Genomic DNA, 18,225 nt, shown 5'->3' with positions numbered 1-18,225 from the left:
CGTGAGCAACGGATTAAACGGCGGACCCCGCCGCTTATGTTCCGGTAAGATACGGCGGACCCCGCCACTTAGCAAATGTGAGGTGAGGCCATGCCCGGCCAGCGCGCGGACGCCCGGCGCAACTACGCGCTCCTGCTCACCGTGGCCAGGGAGGCGATCGCCGAGTACGGCCCGGACGCCTCCCTGGAGCAGATCGCCCGCACCGCGGGAGTCGGATCGGCCACCCTGCGCCGGCACTTCCCCAGCCGCCAGGCGCTGCTGGAGGCGGTCTTCCGCGACGAGGTCGAGACCCTGTGCGGCCACGCCCGCGAGCTGACCGCCGCGCCCGACACCCGGGCGGCGCTGCTGGAATGGCTGGGCGCCCTCACCGCGGCCGCCGCGACCATCAGGGGGCTGGCCATCGCGCTGACCCGCGAACGGGCGGCCGGCGCCGGCGCGGCGGAGGAGGCCTGCTGCTCCGCCCAGCTCACCGAGGCGGCCGACCCGCTGGTACGCCGCGCCGCCGACGCCGGCGCGCTGACCCCGGGAGTGACCACCGACGACCTGCTCACCCTGGTCACGGGCATCGCCCTGGCCTCGGAACCCCATCCGGACCCGGCGGCGGAGGCGGAGCGGCTGCTCGGGCTGACCATCACGGGGGTGAGCCCTCGTCAGGGGTGAGGCCGTGTTCTTGGAGGGGCTGGAGAGCCCTGCGTGGTCGCGCCGTCGCTAAATGGAGCGTTCCGACGAGTTCAGGGCGGCCGTGATGGCGTCCTCGACCCGCTCGTGCACCGGCATGTGCGCCACCACGCCCGTGATCTCGAACAACCTGGCGGGCAGGGGTTGCACGCCCGCCAGGTGCACGACGCCACCGGCCTTCAGGCAGTCGGTGGCACACTTCAGCAGCACGTGCAGTCCGGAGCTGTCCATGAACGGCACCCCCGACAGGTCGAACACCAGCCGTCCCGCGAGCGCCGCGCCGGCCTCCGCGAGGTAGGCCTCGAGGTCGGCTCGATTGGTGGCGTCCATCTCGCCGGTCACCGCGATCACGGTCACCCCGGGCAGGCGCTGGTGCCCCAGCGTTAATGGCGGCATCTGCGGATTCACCGCTTCCGCCGGCAGAACTTGACCATCAATGAAGGATAGTCCGCCGGAGTCGTCGGCGATATCCCGGTTTTGCTGGTGTGACGCGTCAGCCGCCGTGCCCGTGGCCGTGCCCGTGCCCGTGTCCGTGCCCGACGAATGCCGCCGCGGGCCTCCCGCCCGGCACCAGCCCGAGCGCGACGGCCCCGGCGACCCCCGCCACCACCGCGCACAGCGTGAACCCGGCCACGAACCCCCCGGCCCCCGCCGCCCCGGGGGCGAGGCCGTCGGCGGCCACGGTGGACACGACGGCCACCCCGATCGAGCCGCCGAGCTCGTGGAAGGTGTTGATGACCCCGGAGGCCACGCCGTTCTCGCCGGGAGGGATGTTCGCCATGGTCGTCGTGGTGGCCGTCACGAACGCCGGCCCGATGCCCAGCGAGGCCAGCACGAACCCGGGCAGCAGCGTCGTGCAGACGCCCGCGTCCGGGGAGACCCGCGCCATCAGCGCCGCCCCCGCCGCGGTCAGCACGAACGCCGCCACCGCCACCGGCCTGCCGCCGACCCGCCCGATGAGGCGGCCGCCGAGCTGTGCGCCCGCCGTGATGGCGACGGCCGCCGGCAGGAAGATCAGCCCGGTCTCCAGTGCGCTGAACCCGAGCTCGTGCTGCAGGTAGAGCGTGCTGAGGAAGAACAGGCCCAGCATCAGCCCGGTCGCCACCAGCATCACGAACGTCCCCGAGATCACCGGCCGGCGGGCGAGCGTCCCGGCCCGCATGAGCGGCGACCGTACGGACCGCTCGACGACCACGAACAGCACGTACAGCAGCACCGCCCCGGCCAGCGGCAGCACCGTGCCCGCCGCCGCCCATCCGGCGTCGCCCGCCGCGACCACCCCGTAGATCAGCAACGCCGTCGCCAGCGTGACGACCAGGGCGCCGGGCACGTCCACCGGCTCGCGCCGCCCCGCGGCGGCCGGCACCACCGCGGGCACCGCGGCCAGCACCGCCAGCCCGATCGGCACGTTGACGAAGAACGCCCAGGCCCACCCGGGCCCCGCGGTCAGCAGCCCGCCGACGAGCACGCCCAGCGCCGCCCCCGTGCCGCCGATCGCCGCCCACACGCCGAGCGCGCGTGCGCGCCGCTCGCCGTGGAAGGTGTCGATGATCACCGCCAGCGCCGCCGGAGACAGCAGCGCCGCGCCGACCCCCTGCAGCGCCCGCCCCGCGACGAGCGCGGTCCCGCTCCCGGCCAGCCCGCACACCAGCGACGCCGCCGTGAACAGCCCGAGCCCGGCCAGCAGCGTCCGGCGCGCGCCGAGCACGTCGGCGAGCCGCCCGCCGAGCACCATGAGCCCGCCGAAGCACAGCGTGTACGCGGTCACCACCCAGGTCAGCGCCTCCCGGCCGAGCGCCAGGTCGGTGCCGATGGACGGCAGCGCGACCTGCACCACCGTGATGTCGACGATCAGCATGAACTGCGCCAGGCACAGCAGCACCAGCACGGCCCACCCGCCACCCTTCGGCCTGCCCCCGGGCATGTCGTGATGACTCATCCGCAACTCCTTAACTTGAACACTGATGTTCAAGTTAACACATGCAAACGGTACGGGGGTACCGTGTTGCGGGCGGCTTCGCGGCGACCCGCCGGAAAGCCGGTGGCAGGGCCGGCACGAGAGGCGACAGGATGCCTGGCATGCGCTTACACATCGACACCGACCTGGGCGGGGACCCCGATGACCTCTGCGCCCTGGCGATGGTCCTGGGCCGGCCGGAAGTGGAAATCGTCGGCATCACGACCTGCGGCGACCCCGACGGCCGCCGGGCCGGCTACGTCGAGCACTGCCTCCGGCTGGTGGGGCGCCAGGACATCCCGGTCGTGGCCGGGGCAGGAAGGTCGTCCGTCACGGGCCGGCTCATGGGCGACCTACCCGATCACGAGCGGTACTGGGGCGTTCCCGTCGCCCCCCGGCCGGCGCCGCCGGGAGCGGCGATCGGCCTGCTGGAGCGCAGCATCGATCAGGGCGCCACCATCGCGGCCATCGGGCCCTTCACCAACCTGGCGCTGCTGCACCAGGCGCGGCCCGGCCGGCTCGACGGGGTGCCGGTGGTGGCCATGGGCGGATGGCTGCGCCCTCTCGGCCCCGGCATGCCCGCCTGGGGCCCGGAGATGGACTGGAACACGCAGTGCGACCCGCCGGCCGCTGAGCTGATGGCCGGGCACGCCCGGCTCACCCTGGTCCCGCTGCCCGTCGCCGCCAGGTCGCACCTGCGGGCCGCCCACCTGCCCCGCCTGGCCGCCTCCGGGCCCCTGGGCGAGCTGCTCGCCCGCCAGTGCAGGGCCTACGCCGTGGACAGCGGCATGACGGAACTCGGCCGCGCCCACGCCGGGCTGCCCGACGACCTGGTCAACATCCACTGGGACCCCGTCGCGTGCGCCGTGGCGCTCGGCTGGAGCGGGGCCGTCGTCCAGGAGCGGCGCGTGCGGACCGTCCTGGAAGCGGAGCGGTTGCGCTTCGAGCACGACCCCGGCGGACGCCGGACGCGCGTGCTCGCCGACCTGGACGTCCAGGCCTTCGACGAGCTCTGGATCGAGGCCGTCGAGCAGGCCCAGCGCTAGCTGGTCAACGTTGCTCGCCGGGTGCCGGTGCCCGTGGCCTGCTCCCGCGGAGCCTGATCGCTCTCGCTAGGACGCGGCGGCGGGCGGACGGAGCAGCGACAGCATCGTCTTGATCAGCACGTCCTCCACCTCCTCCGGCGCGAGCCGGTTCGCCTCCCGCTCCTGGGCGGCGCTGTGGATGATGGAGAAGAACGCGGTCACCAGCCACGGCAGCGGCAGGTCGTCGCGGAAGTCGCCGTCCCGCCGCCCCCGCTCGATGAGCCGCTCGACCCGCCGCAGCGGGGCCTCGTGGTGCTCCCTGATGCGCTCGGTGGCCAGCACCCGGTCGGCCGCCAGGAACAGCCGGCGGTGCCGGTCGAGGATCTCCCACGACGAGCGCAGCAGCCCGGCCATCGCCTCCGGCGCGGGCGCCGTGTCGATCGACTCGTCCTCCAGCACGGCGTCCGCCATGCCCACCGCATGGTCGAGCACGGCGTCCACCAGCGCCTCACGCGAGGGGAAATGCCCGTACAGGGTGACCCGGCCCACCCCGGCGGCCTTGGCGATGTCGGCCACGCTGGCCGTGGGGTCGGCGCTGAGCAGCCGCGTCCCGGCCTCGAGGATCGAGGCGATGTTGCGCTCGGCGTCCGCGCGCCTGGCGGGTACGGGCTGTCGTGCCGCGGCCTTGACCATGAGACCACCCTACGACGCCCGGCCTCCGACTCCCCGCAAGGACGCCGCCGGGCCCGGGCCGCCGTTCGTGGCGTGGTCTGGCGATCAGAGCTGGAGGGCGTGGTCCAGCAGCGACTGCAGCGTGACGGCCCCGATCAGCCTCTTCTCGTCCACCACCGCCACCAGCGGGCTGCGCGTACGCGCCATCAGCGCCGCCAGCTCCAGCACCGTCGCCTTGGCGTCGGTCACCGGCAGCTCGCGCGGCTGCTCCGGCAGGCACTCCCGCACGGTCTTGCCGCCGAGCCGGTGCAGGAACCGGTCCGCGTGGGCCTCGTCCACCACCCGGGCCAGCGCCGGATCGTCCTGGCAGTACGCCGGCACCGCCAGCCGCAGCACCTGCGTGCCGGGCAGGATGCTGAGTGGCCGCCCGGCCTCGTCGACCAGGATGAGCCCCGGCAGGTCCCGGTCGGCCAGCAGCTTGGCCGCCTCCAGCGCCGGGGTGTCCAGGGTGACCGTCGGGAAGTCGACGGCCAGCTCGCGTGCGCGCATCGTTAGCCTCCGATCTCCAGCGTAGCCCGGCCTGCCTAGGGGAGTTCGGCGAAGCGTTCCACCTGTTCGGTGCGGCCCGAGACCAGGACGATGTCGCCGTACGACAGCTCCGTCTCCGCCGTGGCGTAGGTGAACTCCTCGTCCGGCGGCTTCACCGCGACGATCGTGACCCCGTACTTGCGGCGCAGGTTGGAGCGGCCGAGGGGGATGCCCACGTACTCCTTCGGCGGGCTCGTCTTGGCGATGGCGAAGTCCTCGTCCACCTGCATGTAGTCGAGCATGCGGCCGCTGACCAGGTGGGCCACGCGCTCGCCCATGTCGTGCTCGGGGAAGACGACGTGGTGGGCGCCGATGCGGCTGAGGATGCGGCCGTGCTGGGTGCTGACGGCCTTGGCCCAGATGTCGTTGATCTCCAGCTCGACCAGCAGGGACGTGGTCAGGATGCTGGCCTCGATGTCGCTGCCGACGGCCACCACCGCCTGGTAGAAGTCCGGCACGCCGAGCTGGCGCAGGGCCTCCATGTCGGTGGCGTCGGCGGTCGCGATCTGCGTGATCTGGCCCGCGAGGCTCTGGGTGATCTTGGGGCGGTGGTCGATGGCCAGGACCTCGGTGCCGCGCCGGGTGAGCTCCAGCGCCAGCGAGGTGCCGAACCGGCCCAGACCGATGACGACGACCGGGTCGCCCTTGTACTCAACCAACGATGACACGCTCCTCGGGTAGCTCGTAGTGCCGGGCGCGCCTGTTGAGCGCCAGGGCGGAGCCCAGGGTGAGTGGGCCGATCCGGCCGATGAACATGAGCACGACCAGCAGCAGGTGCCCGGCCGTGCCGACGTTCGCGGTGATGCCGGTGGACAGGCCCGCCGTTCCGAACGCCGCGACCACCTCGAACAGGACCTGGTCGAGACTGTACGGGGTGAGGGCGAGCATCAGGTAGGTGGCCAGGCCCACGATCGCGACGCCCAGCGCCGTGATCGTCACGGCCTGGCGCTGCGCGGCGTCCGGGAGGCTGCGGTGGCCGATGTTCACCCGGCCCTCGCCGCGCAGCTCGGCCCACACGACGAAGGCCAGCAGCCCGACCGTGGTCACCTTGATGCCGCCCGCGGTGCCCGCGCTGCCCCCGCCGATGAACATCAGCAGGTCGGTGGTCAGCCAGCTCGACGGATGCATCTGGGAGATGTCGAGGGTGTTGAACCCGGCCGAGCGCGGCATGACCGCGGCGAAGAAGGCCGCCAGCACCTTGCCGCCCTCGTCGAGCGGCCCGAGCGTCCTGGGGTTGCGCCACTCGATCACCAGGAACGCCAGGGTGCCGAGCACCAGCAGGACCGCGGTCACCCACACCGTGATCTTCGTCAGGATGGTCCACTTGCCCGGGCGCCGCCAGGAGCGGGCCAGCTCGAACACCACGGGGAAGCCGAGCCCGCTCAGGATGCTGGCGATCGCCACCGTCAGGCAGATCCACCCGTCGGACACGAACCGCACGAGGCTGTCGGGCCACAGCGCGAACCCGGCGTCGTTGAAGGCGCTGATCGCGTGGAAGACGCCGAGGTAGAGGGCGCGGCCGAGCGGCTCGTCGTAGCCGGTCACGAAGCGGGTGGTGAGCACGACGGCGGCGACGGCCTCGCACACCAGGCTGAACACGACCACCTTGCGCAGGACGTGCCGCACGTCGCTCATGCTCAGCGTCTTGGTCTCGGCCTGCACCGCGATCCTGGCCCGCAGGCCTAACCGGCCGGACAGCAGCAGCGTGAACACCGTCGCCATCGTCATGATCCCCAGGCCGCCGACCTGGACCAGCCCGGCGATCACCAGCTCGCCGAACACCGACCAGTGCGACGCGGTGTCCACGACGGCCATGCCCGTCACGCAGACGGCGGACGTCGCGGTGAACAGCGCCGCCACCCAGCCCGCGGACACGCCCTCGGTGGTGGAGATCGGCAGCGCGAGCAGGGTCGTGCCGACCGCGACGGTCAGGCCGAAGGCGGCGACGACGACCTGCGCGGGGTGCCGGAAGCGGGAGGTGAACGGCGTCAGCACACCCATCACCGCACCTCGCCCCGGCAACAGCGGCAGCCACGACTTCGGCCACGCATTCGCGAACGCCTCCCCGAACATCCGACCGGCAGTCTCTTGCCGACCAGACTTCCCGGCGCACCGCGCACTACCGTAACAGGCCCCGCGAGTGCCAGCGCACCTACGCCTTCTTGACGCAGAAACTATGGGAAAACAATGCGATGTGGTGCTCATTTGGGCAGGTCGTGACCTCGGGGGAGGCGGCGACGGCCGGCCCCCGCTTCCTCACCGCAGCGAGCCGAAGAACTCGCGCAGCTCCGTGACCAGCACCTCCGGCGTCTCCAGTGCCGCGAAGTGGCCGCCGTGCGCGAACTCGGACCAGCGCACCACGTTGTGCACCCGCTCGGCCAGCGGCCGCACGGAGAAGTCCGGCGGGAACACCGCCACCGCCGTCGGCACGGTGCCGCGCTCCACCGGCCCCCACATGCCGGCGTCGTTGAACCGCTCGAAGTACGTGTGCGCCGACGACCCGGCCGTCTGCGTGAACCAGTAGACGCTCACGTCGGCGAGGATCCGGTCGCGGTCCACGGCGTCCTCGGGCAGCTTGGCGGCCGGGTCCGTCCAGTCCTTGAACTTCTCCACGATCCAGGCGAGCTGCCCGGCGGGGGAGTCGTGCAGCGAGGCGGCGATGGTCTGCGGGCGGGTGCCGTGCAGCTGCATGTACGCGCCCAGCTTCTCCTGCCACTCCTGCATCCCGGCCAGCCGGCCGCGCTCGGCCTCCGTCAGCGAGCCCATGACCTCGGGGTGCGGGAACGTGAGCAGCGCGTTGACGTGCACGCCGAGCACGCGGTCGGGCGCCGTCCGGCCGAGCAGCGGGGCGATGAAGGCGGAGACGTCGCCGCCCTGGACGCCGTACCGCTCGTACCCGAGCCTGGCCATGAGCTCCGCCATCGCGGCGGCCGTGCGCCCGTCCGTCCAGCCGGGGCCCGGCAGCGGCCCCGAGAAGCCGTAGCCGGGCAGGGACGGGATGACCAGGTGGAAGGCGGGGCCGTCGCCCGGGCCCGGGGCGGTGAGCGGGCCGACGAGGTCGAGGAACTCGATCACCCCGCCGGGCCAGCCGTGCAGGAGCAGCAGCGGGACGGCGCCGGGGACGGCGGAGCGGACGTGCAGGAAGTGCACGTTCGCGCCGTCGATCGTGGTGGTGAACTGCGGGTACGCGTTGAGCGCCGCCTCCTGGGCGCGCCAGTCGAAGCCGTCGGCCCAGTACTCGGCCAGCGGCCGCAGGTAGCTCGTGGGGACGCCGCGCTCCCAGCCGGCGCCGGGCAGGTCGGGGGCCCACCGGGTACGCCGGAGCCGGTCACGCAGGTCGTCGAGCTGCTCCTGCGGGATGTCGATGCGGTAGGGGGTGACCTGGGGGATGTTGTCGCTGTTCGCCATGTCTGCGACAGTAGGAGGAATTGGTGACAGCTCCTGGCACCGATGGCGGGCCAGAATGGATCTCATGTTGGAGACCTCCGCCCGGCTGCTCCGCCTGCTGTCCCTGCTCCAGTCACGGATGGACTGGACCGGTGCCGAGCTGGCCGATCGGCTCGGGGTCGGGCTGCGGACCGTCCGGCGCGACATCGAGCGGCTGCGCGAGCTCGGCTATCCCGTGGACGCCACCCCGGGAGTGGCCGGCGGCTACCGGCTCGGCGTGGGCGCCGCCCTGCCGCCGCTGCTGCTGGACGACGAGGAGGCGGTGGCCGTGGCGATCAGCCTGCGCACGGCCGCGACCGGCAGCGTCGCCGGGCTGGGCGAGGGCTCGCTGCGGGCGCTGGCCAAGCTGCAGCAGCTGTTGCCGTCGCGGCTGCGGCACCGGGTCAGCGCGTTCCAGGCCGCCACGGTCCCGCTCGCCGGGGCCGGCACGCCCGCGGTGAACGCCGACCTGCTGACCGCCCTGGCCGCCGCCTGCCGCGACCAGCGCCGGCTGCGGCTGCGCTACCAGGGGGGCGACGGGGTGTCGGAGCGGGAGGTGGAGCCGAACCGGCTGGTGCACACGCCGCGCCGGTGGTACCTGCTGGCGTGGGACGTGGGCAAGGGCGACTGGCGGACGTTCCGGGTGGACCGCGTCGAGGGGCCGCTCGGCCTGCCGGGCGCGCGCTTCACGCCCCGGCCGCTGCCCGAGGAGGCCAAGGGGGACGCGGCCGCGTACGTCTCGCGCGCCATCACCTCGGCCCCCTACCGCTACCAGGCCCGCATCCTCTTCCACGCGCCGCTGGAGTCGGTCGCGCCGCGCACCTCGCCGGGCGCCGGGCGGCTGGAGGCCGTGGACGAGCGGACGTGCCTGTTCCTGGCCGGCTCGAACTCGCTGGACGAGCTGGCCGTGCACGTCGCGGTCAAGGGCTTCGACTTCGAGGTGCTGGACCCGCCGGAGCTGGTGCCGTACCTGCGCGAGGTGGCCGACCGCCTCGGGAGGGCCGCCGGGCATACTGAAGGCCATGCCCGATGACCTTCCCATGACCGTCGAGGAGCTGGTCGCCGCCGAGCGGCGCGGCCAGCGCCTGAAATATCTGTACTTCTGGGGGCACCAGCCCGCCCGTGACGGCGGCGTCGGCCAGGGCTGCCTGAGCCAGTGGTGGCCCGTCAGGTTCACCGAGGACGGGCACACGTTCGCCTCGGCCGAGCACTACATGATGGCGCACAAGGCCTGGCTGTTCGGCGACGAGGAGATCGCGGCCAGGATCCTCGCGGCCGGGCATCCCAAGCAGGCCAAGGAGCTCGGCCGCGCCGTGCGGGGCTTCGACCAGGCGACGTGGGAGGAGCGCCGCTTCGACATCGTCGTACGCGGCAACGTGGCCAAGTTCGGCCGGCACGGCGAGCTGGCCGGCTACCTGCTCGGCACCGGCCGGCGTGTCCTCGTGGAGGCCAGCCCCCGCGATCGGGTGTGGGGCATCGGCCTGGCGGCCGACGACGACCGCGCCGCCTCGCCCGAGCGCTGGCAGGGCCTCAACCTGCTCGGCTTCGCCCTGATGGCCGCCAGGAACACCCTTCAGGAGGGGAACCGCAGGTAACCCGGCGGCACCTGGTCCGCCAGCCACACCCCGTTCGCGCTGCGCAGGAACGTGTGCCCGTCGGCGTGCATCACCCCCGACGCCACCACCAGCACCACGGGCACGCCCCGCCGCGCCCCCACCCGCGTGGCCGTCTCCCGGTCGGGCGACAGGTGCACGTGGTGCCGGCTCATCGGCCGCAGGCCCTCCCGCCTGATCGCCGCCAGGAACCGCCCCACCGTGCCGTGGTAGAGCACCTCGGGCGGCTCGACCACGGGCAGCCCGAGGTCCACCGGCACCGAGTGCCCCTGGCTGGCCCTGATCCGCCCCGACTCGATCGCGTACCGGCGCTTGTCGTTGGCGGCGACGACCGCCCGCAGCTCCTCATGCGTGATCGGGAACCCGTGCGCGGAGGCGGCCCGCAGCAGTTCCTCCACCTCCACCCAGCCGGCCGGATCGAGCGTGAGGCCGATGCGCTGCGGATCGTGCCGCAGATGCCTGGCGAGATACTTGGAAACGCGTACCATGCGACGTTCGTCCATCATTGGCCATGGTGCCGCGTGCGACGCCCCGCCGCCAATCGTTATCCCGCCATAGCGGACATTCGGGGCGCGCCTTGGCGTTGCGTTGGGGCTCGGGTGGGGCGGCCCGGGTAAGGGCCCGGCATGGACACCCAGGTCACAACGCCCGTCACCCACACGCCCCCGCCACGCGAGATCGACGTCGAGATGCTGCGCCGGCGGCTGGAGGAGGCCGTGGACGGGGAGGTGCGCTTCGACACGGGCAGCCGCGCCGCCTACTCCACGGACGCCTCCAACTACCGGCAGGTCCCCATCGGCGTGGTGGTGCCGCGCGACCTCGACGCCGGGGTGGCGGCGGTGTCCGTGTGCCGGGCCAGGGACGTGCCGGTGCTGTCGCGCGGCGGCGGCACCAGCCTGGCCGGGCAGTGCTGCAACGTGGCCGTGGTGATCGACTGGTCCAAGTACTGCGGCCGGGTCGAGTCCGTGGACGTGCCGGGGCGGCGCATCGTCGTGCAGGCCGGAGCCGTGCTGGACCAGGTCGATCATGTCCTGGAGCGCGACGGGCTGATGGTCGGGCCCAGACCCTCCAGCCACCGCGCCTGCACCATCGGCGGCATGATCGGCAACGACTCGTGCGGGGCCTCCGCCCAGGCGTACGGGAAGATGGCCGACTCCGTGCTGCGGCTGGAGATCCTCACCTACGACGGCGTACGCGCGTGGGTCGGGCCGACCGGCGCCGACGAGTACGCCCGCATCCAGGCCGAGGGCGGGCGCCTGGCCGAGATCTACCGGCGGCTGCGCGACCTGCGCGACGACACCATGGAGCTGGTCCGCACCCGCTTCCCCCGTCTCGAACGGCGGGTGTCCGGCTACAACCTGGACCAGCTCCTGCCCGAGAACGGCTTCAACCTGGCCCGCGCCCTCGTCGGCAGCGAGGGCACGCTCGTCACCGTGCTGCGCGCCGAGCTGGCCGTGGTGCCGCGCCCGGCCGCCCGGTCGCTGGCGGTCCTCGGCTTCCAGGACATCTTCGCCGCCGCCGACGCCGTCCCCTCCGTCGCCGCGCACCGGCCGCTGGCGCTGGAGGCCATGGACGAGACCATGTACCGGCTGGCCCGCGCCGAGCGCCCGGACGACCCCGCGCTGCGCGACCTGCCGCCCGGGGCCGGATGGCTGCTGGTGCAGTTCGGCGGCGACACGGCCGACGAGGCGCGCCAGCGGGCCGAGGACATGATGCGCGACCTGTGCCGCAGCGACGGCAGGCCCGCGCCGTCGCACGCCTTCCTGGGCGACCCGGCCAGGGAGGACGAGCTGTGGCGGCTGCGCGAGTCGGGGCTGGGCGTGGAGGCGTACCCGCCGACCGGGCGGCAGACGTACGAGGGCTGGTCCGACGCGGCCGTCCCACCCGGACGGCTGGGCGCGTACCTGCGCGACTACGACCGGCTGCGGCGCCGCCACGGCTACGCCCACTCGGCCCTGTACGGCCACTTCGGGCAGGGCTGCGTGCACGGCAGGCTCCCGCTCGACCTGCACACCGACGACGGCATCGCCAGGTACCGCAGGTTCGCCGAGGAGGGCGCCGACCTCGTCGCCTCCTACGGCGGGTCGCTGTCGGGCGAGCACGGCGACGGGCAGGCGCTGGCCGAGCTGCTGCCGCGCATGTTCGGCGAGCCCGTGGTGGAGGCGTTCGGCCGCCTCAAGGAGATCTTCGACCCCCGCGACCGGATGAACCCCGGCAAGGTCGTCCACCCGCACCGCCTCGACCAGGACCTCGCGCAGCGGCACTTTTACCCGCTGGAGCCCAGGCACACGTTCTTCGACTACCCGGCCGACCACGGGCGTTTCGGGCACGCCGCCACCCGCTGCGTCGGGACGGGCAACTGCCGCAAGCACACGTTCGAGGGCGGCGTCATGTGCCCCAGCTACCGGGTCACCCGCGAGGAGGAGCACTCCACGCGCGGGCGGGCCAGGCTGCTGGAGGAGATGGTGCGCGGCGACCTGATCGCCGACGGCTGGCGGTCCGAGGCCGTGCGCGACGCGCTCGACCTCTGCCTGGCCTGCAAGGCATGCAGGGCCGAGTGCCCGGTGAACGTGGACATGGCCACGTACAAGGCCGAGTTCCTCGCCCACCACTACCGGCACCGGCTGCGGCCGGCCGCGCACTACTCCATGGGATGGCTGCCGGTGTGGGCGGCGCTCGCCTCCGCCGCCCCGCACGCGGTGAACGTCCTCACCCAGACACCGGGGCTGTCACGGCTGGTCAAGGCCGTCGCCGGGGTCTCGGGGCGGCGGGCGCTGCCGCGGTTCGCGGGGGAGCGCTTCACCGACTGGTTCAAGGGGCGCGGCGTGGTCGGGCCCGGCACGCGGGGGCGCGTGGTGCTGTGGGCGGACACGTTCTCCAACAACTTCGAGCCGCGCGTGGGGCGGGCGGCCGTGGAGGTGCTGGAGGCCGCCGGGTTCGAGGTGCACGTGCCGCCGGTGACGCTGTGCTGCGGGCTGACCTGGATCAGCACGGGGCAGCTCGGGATCGCCCGCCGGGTGCTGGCGCGCAGCGTGCGGGCGCTGCTGCCGTGGGCCGAGGCGGGGGTGCCGGTGGTGGGGCTGGAGCCGAGCTGCACCGCCGTGTTCCGCTCCGACGCGCCGGAGCTGCTCAACACGGCGCAGACGCGGCTCGTGTCCGAGCGCACGCTGACGCTGTCGGAGCTGCTGGAACGGCGGGCGCCCGACTGGCGGCCGTCCTCTTCCGGCGGGTCGGTGCTGGCCCAGGTGCACTGTCACCAGAGCGCCGTCATGGGTTACGACGCGGATCGGGCCGTGCTGGCGCGGTTCGGGTTCCGTACGAAGGTGCTCGACTCCGGGTGCTGCGGGCAGGCCGGGAACTTCGGGTTCGAGCGGGAGCACTACGACGTGTCGGTGGCCTGCGCCGAGGAGGGGCTGTGGCCCGCGGTGCGGTCGGCGAGCGACACGGAGGCCATCCTCGCCGACGGCTTCTCCTGCCGCACCCAGATCGCCGCCGCCCGGACCGGCCGCGAGGGACGCCACCTGGCCGAGATCCTGGCCGCCGCCCTCCGCCCGCGCTAGCGCCCGGCCTCAGCCGAGGCTCAGCGCGAGCCTGCGCGCCAGGCCCGTGTTGCGGCGATGCCCCAGCCGGTGCACCGCCAGCTCCAGCGCCTCCCGCTGCCCCACCAGCACCACCCACGCCCTGGCCCGCGTCACCAGCGTGTACAGCAGCTTGCGGCGCAGCATGATCCCCCCGGACTCGGCCACGATCGGCGCCACCACGAACGGGTACTCGCTGCCCTGCGACCGGTGCACGCTGATCGCGTACGCGTGCGTCAGGTCGTCGAGCTCGTCGAAGCCGTACCGCACGCTCTCCCCGTCGTCGGTGCGGATCTCGATCGTCCGCTCCTCCCGCACCACGGCCGTCACCGTGCCCGTCTCCCCGTTGAAGACGCCCTTGTCGTAGTTGTTGCGGATCGGCATCACCCGGTCGCCCACCCGGAAGACCGTGGCGCCCGACCAGTGCTCCGGCTTGTCGTCGGCGGCCGGGTTGAGCTGGTCCTGGATCAGTCGGCCGAGTGCCGTGGCGCCCGTCTCGCCCTTGCGCATCGGGCACAGCACCTGCACCTGGCCGGGCTCGACGTCCTGCTTGCGGGGGATCGCCACCATCGCCAGGTGCGCCACCCGCCGCGCCACCTGCTCGGGATCGTCGAGCTCCTCGAACCAGAACCCGCCCCCGCCCGGCAGGGACGGCAGCCGGCCCGCGCGGATGCGGTGGGCGGCGCCGATGATGCCGCTGCCGTCGGCCTGGCGGAAGACGTGGGTGAGCTGGACCCGCGGGATCGCCGTCACCCGCAGCAGGTCGGCCAGCACGTCGCCGGGGCCGATGCTGGGGAGCTGGTCGCCGTCGCCGATGAGCAGCAGGTGGCTGCCGGGCCGGACCACCGAGGTGAGCCGGGTGGCCAGGTGCAGGTCGAGCATGGACGCCTCGTCCACCACGATCAGGTCGGCCTGCGACGGCCGCTCGTCGAACAGCGTCTCGGGGTCGGGGTCGGGCTGCTGGGCGAGCATGCGGTGCACGGTCATCGCCGGCAGCCCCGTCAGCTCCGACAGCCGCTTGGCGGCCTTGCCGGTGGGGGCGGTGAGCGTCACCGAGCCGCCCGCGGCCCGCACGGTGGTGGCGATGGCCTTGACCGTGTGGCTCTTGCCGCAGCCCGGGCCGCCGGTGATGATCGACACGGTGCTGGTCAGCGCCATCGTGAGGGCGGCGCGCTGGTCCTCGTGCAGGTCGGGGTCCTCGCGGTAGGCGCGCAGCGGCAGCGTCGAGCGGGCCCGCAGCAGCGCCGTGAGCTGGGCGGTGAGCGCCACCTCGCGGCTGTGCACGTGCTTGGCGTAGGCGACCACCTGCCCCGGCTGCTCCGGCGCCGCCTCGATGACGAGCCGCCGGTCGGCCGCCAGCGCGTCGACCATCGGCCGCACGCTCTCCTGATCCTGCTCGATCAGCTCGGCCGCCTCCCTGACCAGCGTGGACACCGGCAGGAAGCAGTGGCCGTCGCGGCTGCCCGCCGCCTCCAGCCGGTCGAGCAGCGCCGCCTTGATCCGCTGCGGGCTGCGCTCGGGCACCCCCGCCTGCAGGGCGATCCGGTCGGCGATGCGGAACGCGATGCCCCTGACCCGGCCGATCAGCCGGTAGGGGTCGGTGGCCAGCACCTCGTCGGCGTCCGTGCCGAACACCTGGTAGATCTTGGCGGCCAGCAGCGGGCTGACCCCGAGCCCCTGCAACGTCACCATGAGCGCGGCGATGGCCTTCTGCTCCTGCCACGCCTGCACGATCTGGCCCTGCCGCTGCGGCCCGATGTTGACGACCTCGATGAGCCGCTCGGGCTCGCTGTCGATGACCTTGAGCGTGGCCTCGCCGAAGTGGTCGACGATCGCGTACGCCAGCCGCGGCCCGATCCCCCTGATCAGCCCCGACCCCAGATAGATGCGGATGGCCCGCACGGACGACGGCGTCACCCGCTCGCACCCGGTGACCGCGAAGCGGCGGCCGTAACGCGGATGCCGGCTCCAGTCGCCGAACAGCCGCAGCGTCTCGCCCGGCTGGATCCCGGCCAGCGCGCGCCCGGTGGCCACGAAGTCGGGCTCGCCGTCGGCGCTCATGCGCGCGACGGTGTACTCGTCGTCCCGGACGTAGACGAGCTGCTCGACGGAGGCCTCCACAGGGGAGATCAAACCATCCGCGACCGACAAACGCCTCACCCGGCCGTCGTCTCACCCGGCCGCCGCCCCGGTCACATGGCCGTCGGGTACGTCTCCGGCTCCACGTCGCCCCACGGCTCGCCGTGCAGCGGGTGCACGGCCCTGGTCTCGTCCAGCCAGAGGAAGGCGTCGTAGCGGCGGCCCACGACCGTGGGCACGTAGTTGCCCCAGCGCTCCCGCTCCGGGTGGTACACCACGCCGATCGCCCGGTGCGCCATCGGCTCGTCGTACCAGTCGGCACGCAGGCCGGGCGGCGGCACCAGGAACAGCGCGTCCCGCCCGGGCAGCGCCTCGTGCAGGAACGCCTCCAGCGACGCGGGCCGCGCCGGCGGCACCCGCATGACGTGGTGCTGCGCGCCCCACCGGTCGCCGGCCACCACCGTGCCGCGGTGCGTGCCGAACCCCACGAGCACCACGTCCTCGCGGTGCCGCTCGCGGGCGAGCTGCCCGAGGTTCGTCATCCCGGCGGCGGACATGTCGGTGGCGCGGGCGTCGCCGACGTGCGTGTTGTGCGCCCACACCACGCCCTTGGCCTGATGGTGCTCGGCCAGCCGGTCCAGGGTGTCGGCCATGTGCACGTCCCTGATGTTCCAGGAGCCGGGGCCGCCGCGGACCATGGCCCGGTAGTAGCGCTCCGCGCCCGCCACGATCTCGGCGTTCTGCCGCACGCCGAACTCGCCGCCGCCCAGCGTGGCCAGCAGGTTCACCACCTCGTCCTCGCAGGTGTCGGGGACCAGCCGGGTGGCCAGGCCGTACTGCTGCGGGTCGTGGCCGTAGGACTCGAAGCAGTACAGGGCCTGCGTCACCGCCTCCATCTGCTGGGGCAGGTGGGCGGCGGCGTAGTGGCGGATGGCGCGCAGGGAGTCCCAGAGGCTGTAGACGTCCAGGCCGTGGAAGCCGCAGCGCTCGCCGGGCGGGCGGCGCGCGTTCCAGTCGCGCAGCCAGCGGCAGAAGGCGACGACCTCCTCGTTGGCCCACATGAACGTGGGCCAGCGCTCGAAGCCGTACAGCGCGTCGAAGGGGTCGGAGCCGGTGGTGACGGCGTGGTCGACCCGCTCGCAGTCGGGCCAGTCGCCCTCGACGGCGACGAAGCCGAAGCCCTTCTCGGCGACCAGCCGGCGGGTCAGCTCGGCCCGCCAGGCGTAGAAGTCGTGGGTGCCGTGGCTGGCCTCGCCGATCAGCACGTACCTGGCCTCGCCGACGCGTTCGAGCAGCGGGCCGAGGTCGTCGGAAGCGGCGAGCGGCAGCGCCGAGCGGCGCACCTCGTCCAGGTTCGTCATCGTTCCTCCTCGGCGAGCGCTGAGCGGCTGAGGTTCGTCATGTCTCCTCCTCGGCCAGCATCGCCAGGCATTCGCGGGCGAGCTGCAGCTCCTCGCGCACCTGGACCACCAGCACCGGTACGGCGGCGCCGTCCGCGCTGACGGGCCCGTCGTCGTGGCGGTTGCCCGTGACCGGCGGCTCGACGCCGAGCAGGCCCAGGCGGCGGCAGACGGCCTCGCGCACCTCGGGCTGGTCCCAGCCGATCTCCCCGGTGAACACCAGCGCGTCCACGCGCCGCAGCGACGTGGCCGCGGCGGCGATCTCCCGGCTCACCCGCTGCGCGAACACGCGCAGCGCGAGCCCGGCCGCCTCGTCGCCGTCCCGCTCGGCCGCCACCAGCTCCCGCGTGTCCCCGGACCGGCCCCCGGACAGCCCCAGCAGCCCGGAGCGGCGCTCCAGCCCCTCGCCCAGCTCCTTGACCGTCAGGCGCCCCGGCCCGAGCAGCCACAGCAGCATCCCCGGATCCACGCCGCCCGAGCGCTTGCTCATGGGCAGCCCGTCGAGCGGCGTGAAGCCCATCGAGGTGTCCAGGCTGCGCCCGCCCGACACCGCGGCGACCGAACAGCCGCCGCCCAGGTGCGCCAGCACCAGGTCCAGCTCGTTCGCCGGCCGGCCGAGCAGCTCGCAGGCCCGGTCCGCGGCCCAGGCGTACGACAGGCCGTGGAAGCCGTAGCGGCGCAGGCCGTAGCGGTCGCGCCACTCGGGCGGCAGGGCGTACACGGCGGCCTCGTCCGGCAGGCCCGCGTGGAAGGCCGTGTCGGGGCAGAGCACGTGCGGCACGGCGGGCAGCTGCTCGCGGGCCGCCTCCAGCAGGGCCAGCGCGGGCGGCAGGTGCAGCGGCGCCAGATCCGTGAGCCCGCGCAGCGCCTCGGCCGTCTCGTCGTCGGCCGTCACGGGCGCGCGCACGACGTCGCCGCCGTGCACCAGCCGGTGCGCGACCGCCCTGATGTCGCGGTCGAAGTGACCGCCGAGGAACGCCGACAGCTCCTCCCTGGCCGAGCCGGGGTCGACGGCGCGCTCCGCGTGCGCGCTGTCCAGCACGCTGCCCCCCTGCACGAGGTCGAGGCGCAGGCTCGACGACCCCGCGTTGACGGTGAGTATCGCCGCCGACTCCACCACCTGCTCGTCCATGCCGCCCGGCTACCCTTCGAGATTCCGGCAAAACGGACGAGCGGCCTTTACCGCGCTCAGGGGTTGCCTCTCCGAGA

General features: G+C 73.6%; 16 protein-coding genes. 5 read left to right on the top strand and 11 right to left on the bottom strand.

Going from position 1 to position 18,225, the window contains the following annotated elements; translation table 11 throughout:
- The first annotated feature begins 90 nt into the window (after positions 1-90).
- Positions 91-660: a helix-turn-helix domain-containing protein gene (locus AB0I79_RS36170; protein WP_357883197.1), complete on the top strand. Its 570-nt coding sequence runs from the start codon at positions 91-93 to the stop codon at positions 658-660.
- A 48-nt stretch (positions 661-708) separates the two neighbouring features.
- Here AB0I79_RS36170 and AB0I79_RS36165 read toward each other — a convergent pair whose 3' ends face one another.
- Both AB0I79_RS36165 and AB0I79_RS36160 read right to left on the bottom strand, forming a co-directional pair.
- On the bottom strand, positions 709-1,074 hold the full coding sequence (locus AB0I79_RS36165) for an STAS domain-containing protein (RefSeq protein WP_357883194.1): 366 nt from the start codon (positions 1,072-1,074) through the stop codon (positions 709-711).
- Between the two features lie 97 nt (positions 1,075-1,171).
- A complete protein-coding gene (locus AB0I79_RS36160) occupies positions 1,172-2,617 on the bottom strand; it encodes an MFS transporter (protein WP_357883191.1) in 1,446 nt (481 codons plus the stop codon).
- Positions 2,618-2,757: 140 nt separating this feature from the next.
- Between AB0I79_RS36160 and AB0I79_RS36155 the strand changes: the two genes are divergently transcribed.
- Positions 2,758-3,681, top strand: coding sequence for a nucleoside hydrolase (locus AB0I79_RS36155; RefSeq protein WP_357883188.1), 924 nt, complete (start codon positions 2,758-2,760; stop codon positions 3,679-3,681).
- 66 nt (positions 3,682-3,747) lie between these two features.
- On the opposite strand, the gene AB0I79_RS36150 is transcribed toward AB0I79_RS36155, so the two are convergent.
- The 5 genes from AB0I79_RS36150 to AB0I79_RS36130 form a co-directional block, all read right to left on the bottom strand.
- Positions 3,748-4,353, bottom strand: coding sequence for a TetR/AcrR family transcriptional regulator (locus tag AB0I79_RS36150; RefSeq protein WP_357883185.1), 606 nt, complete (start codon positions 4,351-4,353; stop codon positions 3,748-3,750).
- Positions 4,354-4,437: 84 nt separating this feature from the next.
- Positions 4,438-4,881, bottom strand: coding sequence for a CBS domain-containing protein (locus AB0I79_RS36145; RefSeq protein WP_357883182.1), 444 nt, complete (start codon positions 4,879-4,881; stop codon positions 4,438-4,440).
- A 35-nt stretch (positions 4,882-4,916) separates the two neighbouring features.
- On the bottom strand, positions 4,917-5,579 hold the full coding sequence (locus AB0I79_RS36140) for a TrkA family potassium uptake protein (RefSeq protein WP_357883358.1): 663 nt from the start codon (positions 5,577-5,579) through the stop codon (positions 4,917-4,919).
- On the bottom strand, positions 5,572-6,921 hold the full coding sequence (locus tag AB0I79_RS36135; RefSeq protein ID WP_357883180.1) for a potassium transporter TrkG: 1,350 nt from the start codon (positions 6,919-6,921) through the stop codon (positions 5,572-5,574). The genes AB0I79_RS36140 and AB0I79_RS36135 overlap by 8 nt, the downstream gene beginning before the upstream one ends.
- A gap of 255 nt (positions 6,922-7,176) precedes the next feature.
- Positions 7,177-8,328, bottom strand: a complete 1,152-nt coding sequence (locus AB0I79_RS36130) for an epoxide hydrolase family protein (protein WP_357883177.1) — start codon at positions 8,326-8,328, stop codon at positions 7,177-7,179.
- Positions 8,329-8,392: 64 nt separating this feature from the next.
- Here AB0I79_RS36130 and AB0I79_RS36125 point away from each other — a divergent pair, with 64 nt between their 5' ends.
- Both AB0I79_RS36125 and AB0I79_RS36120 read left to right on the top strand, forming a co-directional pair.
- On the top strand, positions 8,393-9,379 hold the full coding sequence (locus AB0I79_RS36125) for a WYL domain-containing protein (RefSeq protein WP_357883174.1): 987 nt from the start codon (positions 8,393-8,395) through the stop codon (positions 9,377-9,379).
- Positions 9,369-9,941 (top strand): NADAR family protein, encoded by a 573-nt coding sequence (locus AB0I79_RS36120; protein ID WP_357883171.1) that lies wholly within the window; start codon positions 9,369-9,371, stop codon positions 9,939-9,941. Before AB0I79_RS36125 ends, AB0I79_RS36120 begins: the two co-directional genes overlap by 11 nt.
- On the opposite strand, the gene AB0I79_RS36115 is transcribed toward AB0I79_RS36120, so the two are convergent.
- The gene (locus AB0I79_RS36115; protein WP_357883168.1) at positions 9,920-10,462 is read right to left on the bottom strand and encodes an RNA 2'-phosphotransferase; all 543 of its coding nucleotides are present in this window, start codon (positions 10,460-10,462) and stop codon (positions 9,920-9,922) included. The genes AB0I79_RS36120 and AB0I79_RS36115 overlap by 22 nt on opposite strands.
- 123 nt (positions 10,463-10,585) lie before the next feature.
- Between AB0I79_RS36115 and AB0I79_RS36110 the strand changes: the two genes are divergently transcribed.
- A complete protein-coding gene (locus AB0I79_RS36110; protein ID WP_357883165.1) occupies positions 10,586-13,519 on the top strand; it encodes an FAD-linked oxidase C-terminal domain-containing protein in 2,934 nt (977 codons plus the stop codon).
- A gap of 9 nt (positions 13,520-13,528) precedes the next feature.
- Here the strand turns inward: AB0I79_RS36110 and AB0I79_RS36105 are convergent, their stop codons facing one another.
- From AB0I79_RS36105 to AB0I79_RS36095, 3 genes are all read right to left on the bottom strand, one after another.
- Positions 13,529-15,658, bottom strand: coding sequence for an ATP-dependent RecD-like DNA helicase (locus AB0I79_RS36105; RefSeq protein WP_357883162.1), 2,130 nt, complete (start codon positions 15,656-15,658; stop codon positions 13,529-13,531).
- 71 nt (positions 15,659-15,729) lie between these two features.
- On the bottom strand, positions 15,730-16,977 hold the full coding sequence (locus AB0I79_RS36100) for an erythromycin esterase family protein (RefSeq protein WP_357883159.1): 1,248 nt from the start codon (positions 16,975-16,977) through the stop codon (positions 15,730-15,732).
- 37 nt (positions 16,978-17,014) lie between these two features.
- The gene (locus AB0I79_RS36095; RefSeq protein WP_357883155.1) at positions 17,015-18,148 is read right to left on the bottom strand and encodes an acetate kinase; all 1,134 of its coding nucleotides are present in this window, start codon (positions 18,146-18,148) and stop codon (positions 17,015-17,017) included.
- Positions 18,149-18,225 lie beyond the last annotated feature (77 nt).

This window comes from Nonomuraea sp. NPDC050202, from assembly GCF_040656115.1.
GTDB lineage: Bacteria > Actinomycetota > Actinomycetes > Streptosporangiales > Streptosporangiaceae > Nonomuraea.
The sequence above is the reverse complement of the archived record's forward strand: the minus strand, read 5'-3'. Positions and strand labels throughout refer to the sequence as shown.

Coding starts and splice junctions, on each gene's coding strand:
- AB0I79_RS36170 (WP_357883197.1), top strand. CDS start 91: ATGCCCGGCCAGCGCGCGGACGCCCGGCGCAACTACGCGCTCCTGCTC.
- AB0I79_RS36165 (WP_357883194.1), bottom strand. CDS start 1,074: ATGCCGCCATTAACGCTGGGGCACCAGCGCCTGCCCGGGGTGACCGTG.
- AB0I79_RS36160 (WP_357883191.1), bottom strand. CDS start 2,617: ATGAGTCATCACGACATGCCCGGGGGCAGGCCGAAGGGTGGCGGGTGG.
- AB0I79_RS36155 (WP_357883188.1), top strand. CDS start 2,758: ATGCGCTTACACATCGACACCGACCTGGGCGGGGACCCCGATGACCTC.
- AB0I79_RS36150 (WP_357883185.1), bottom strand. CDS start 4,353: ATGGTCAAGGCCGCGGCACGACAGCCCGTACCCGCCAGGCGCGCGGAC.
- AB0I79_RS36145 (WP_357883182.1), bottom strand. CDS start 4,881: ATGCGCGCACGCGAGCTGGCCGTCGACTTCCCGACGGTCACCCTGGAC.
- AB0I79_RS36135 (WP_357883180.1), bottom strand. CDS start 6,921: ATGGGTGTGCTGACGCCGTTCACCTCCCGCTTCCGGCACCCCGCGCAG.
- AB0I79_RS36130 (WP_357883177.1), bottom strand. CDS start 8,328: ATGGCGAACAGCGACAACATCCCCCAGGTCACCCCCTACCGCATCGAC.
- AB0I79_RS36125 (WP_357883174.1), top strand. CDS start 8,393: ATGTTGGAGACCTCCGCCCGGCTGCTCCGCCTGCTGTCCCTGCTCCAG.
- AB0I79_RS36120 (WP_357883171.1), top strand. CDS start 9,369: ATGCCCGATGACCTTCCCATGACCGTCGAGGAGCTGGTCGCCGCCGAG.
- AB0I79_RS36115 (WP_357883168.1), bottom strand. CDS start 10,462: ATGGACGAACGTCGCATGGTACGCGTTTCCAAGTATCTCGCCAGGCAT.
- AB0I79_RS36110 (WP_357883165.1), top strand. CDS start 10,586: ATGGACACCCAGGTCACAACGCCCGTCACCCACACGCCCCCGCCACGC.
- AB0I79_RS36100 (WP_357883159.1), bottom strand. CDS start 16,977: ATGACGAACCTGGACGAGGTGCGCCGCTCGGCGCTGCCGCTCGCCGCT.
- AB0I79_RS36095 (WP_357883155.1), bottom strand. CDS start 18,148: ATGGACGAGCAGGTGGTGGAGTCGGCGGCGATACTCACCGTCAACGCG.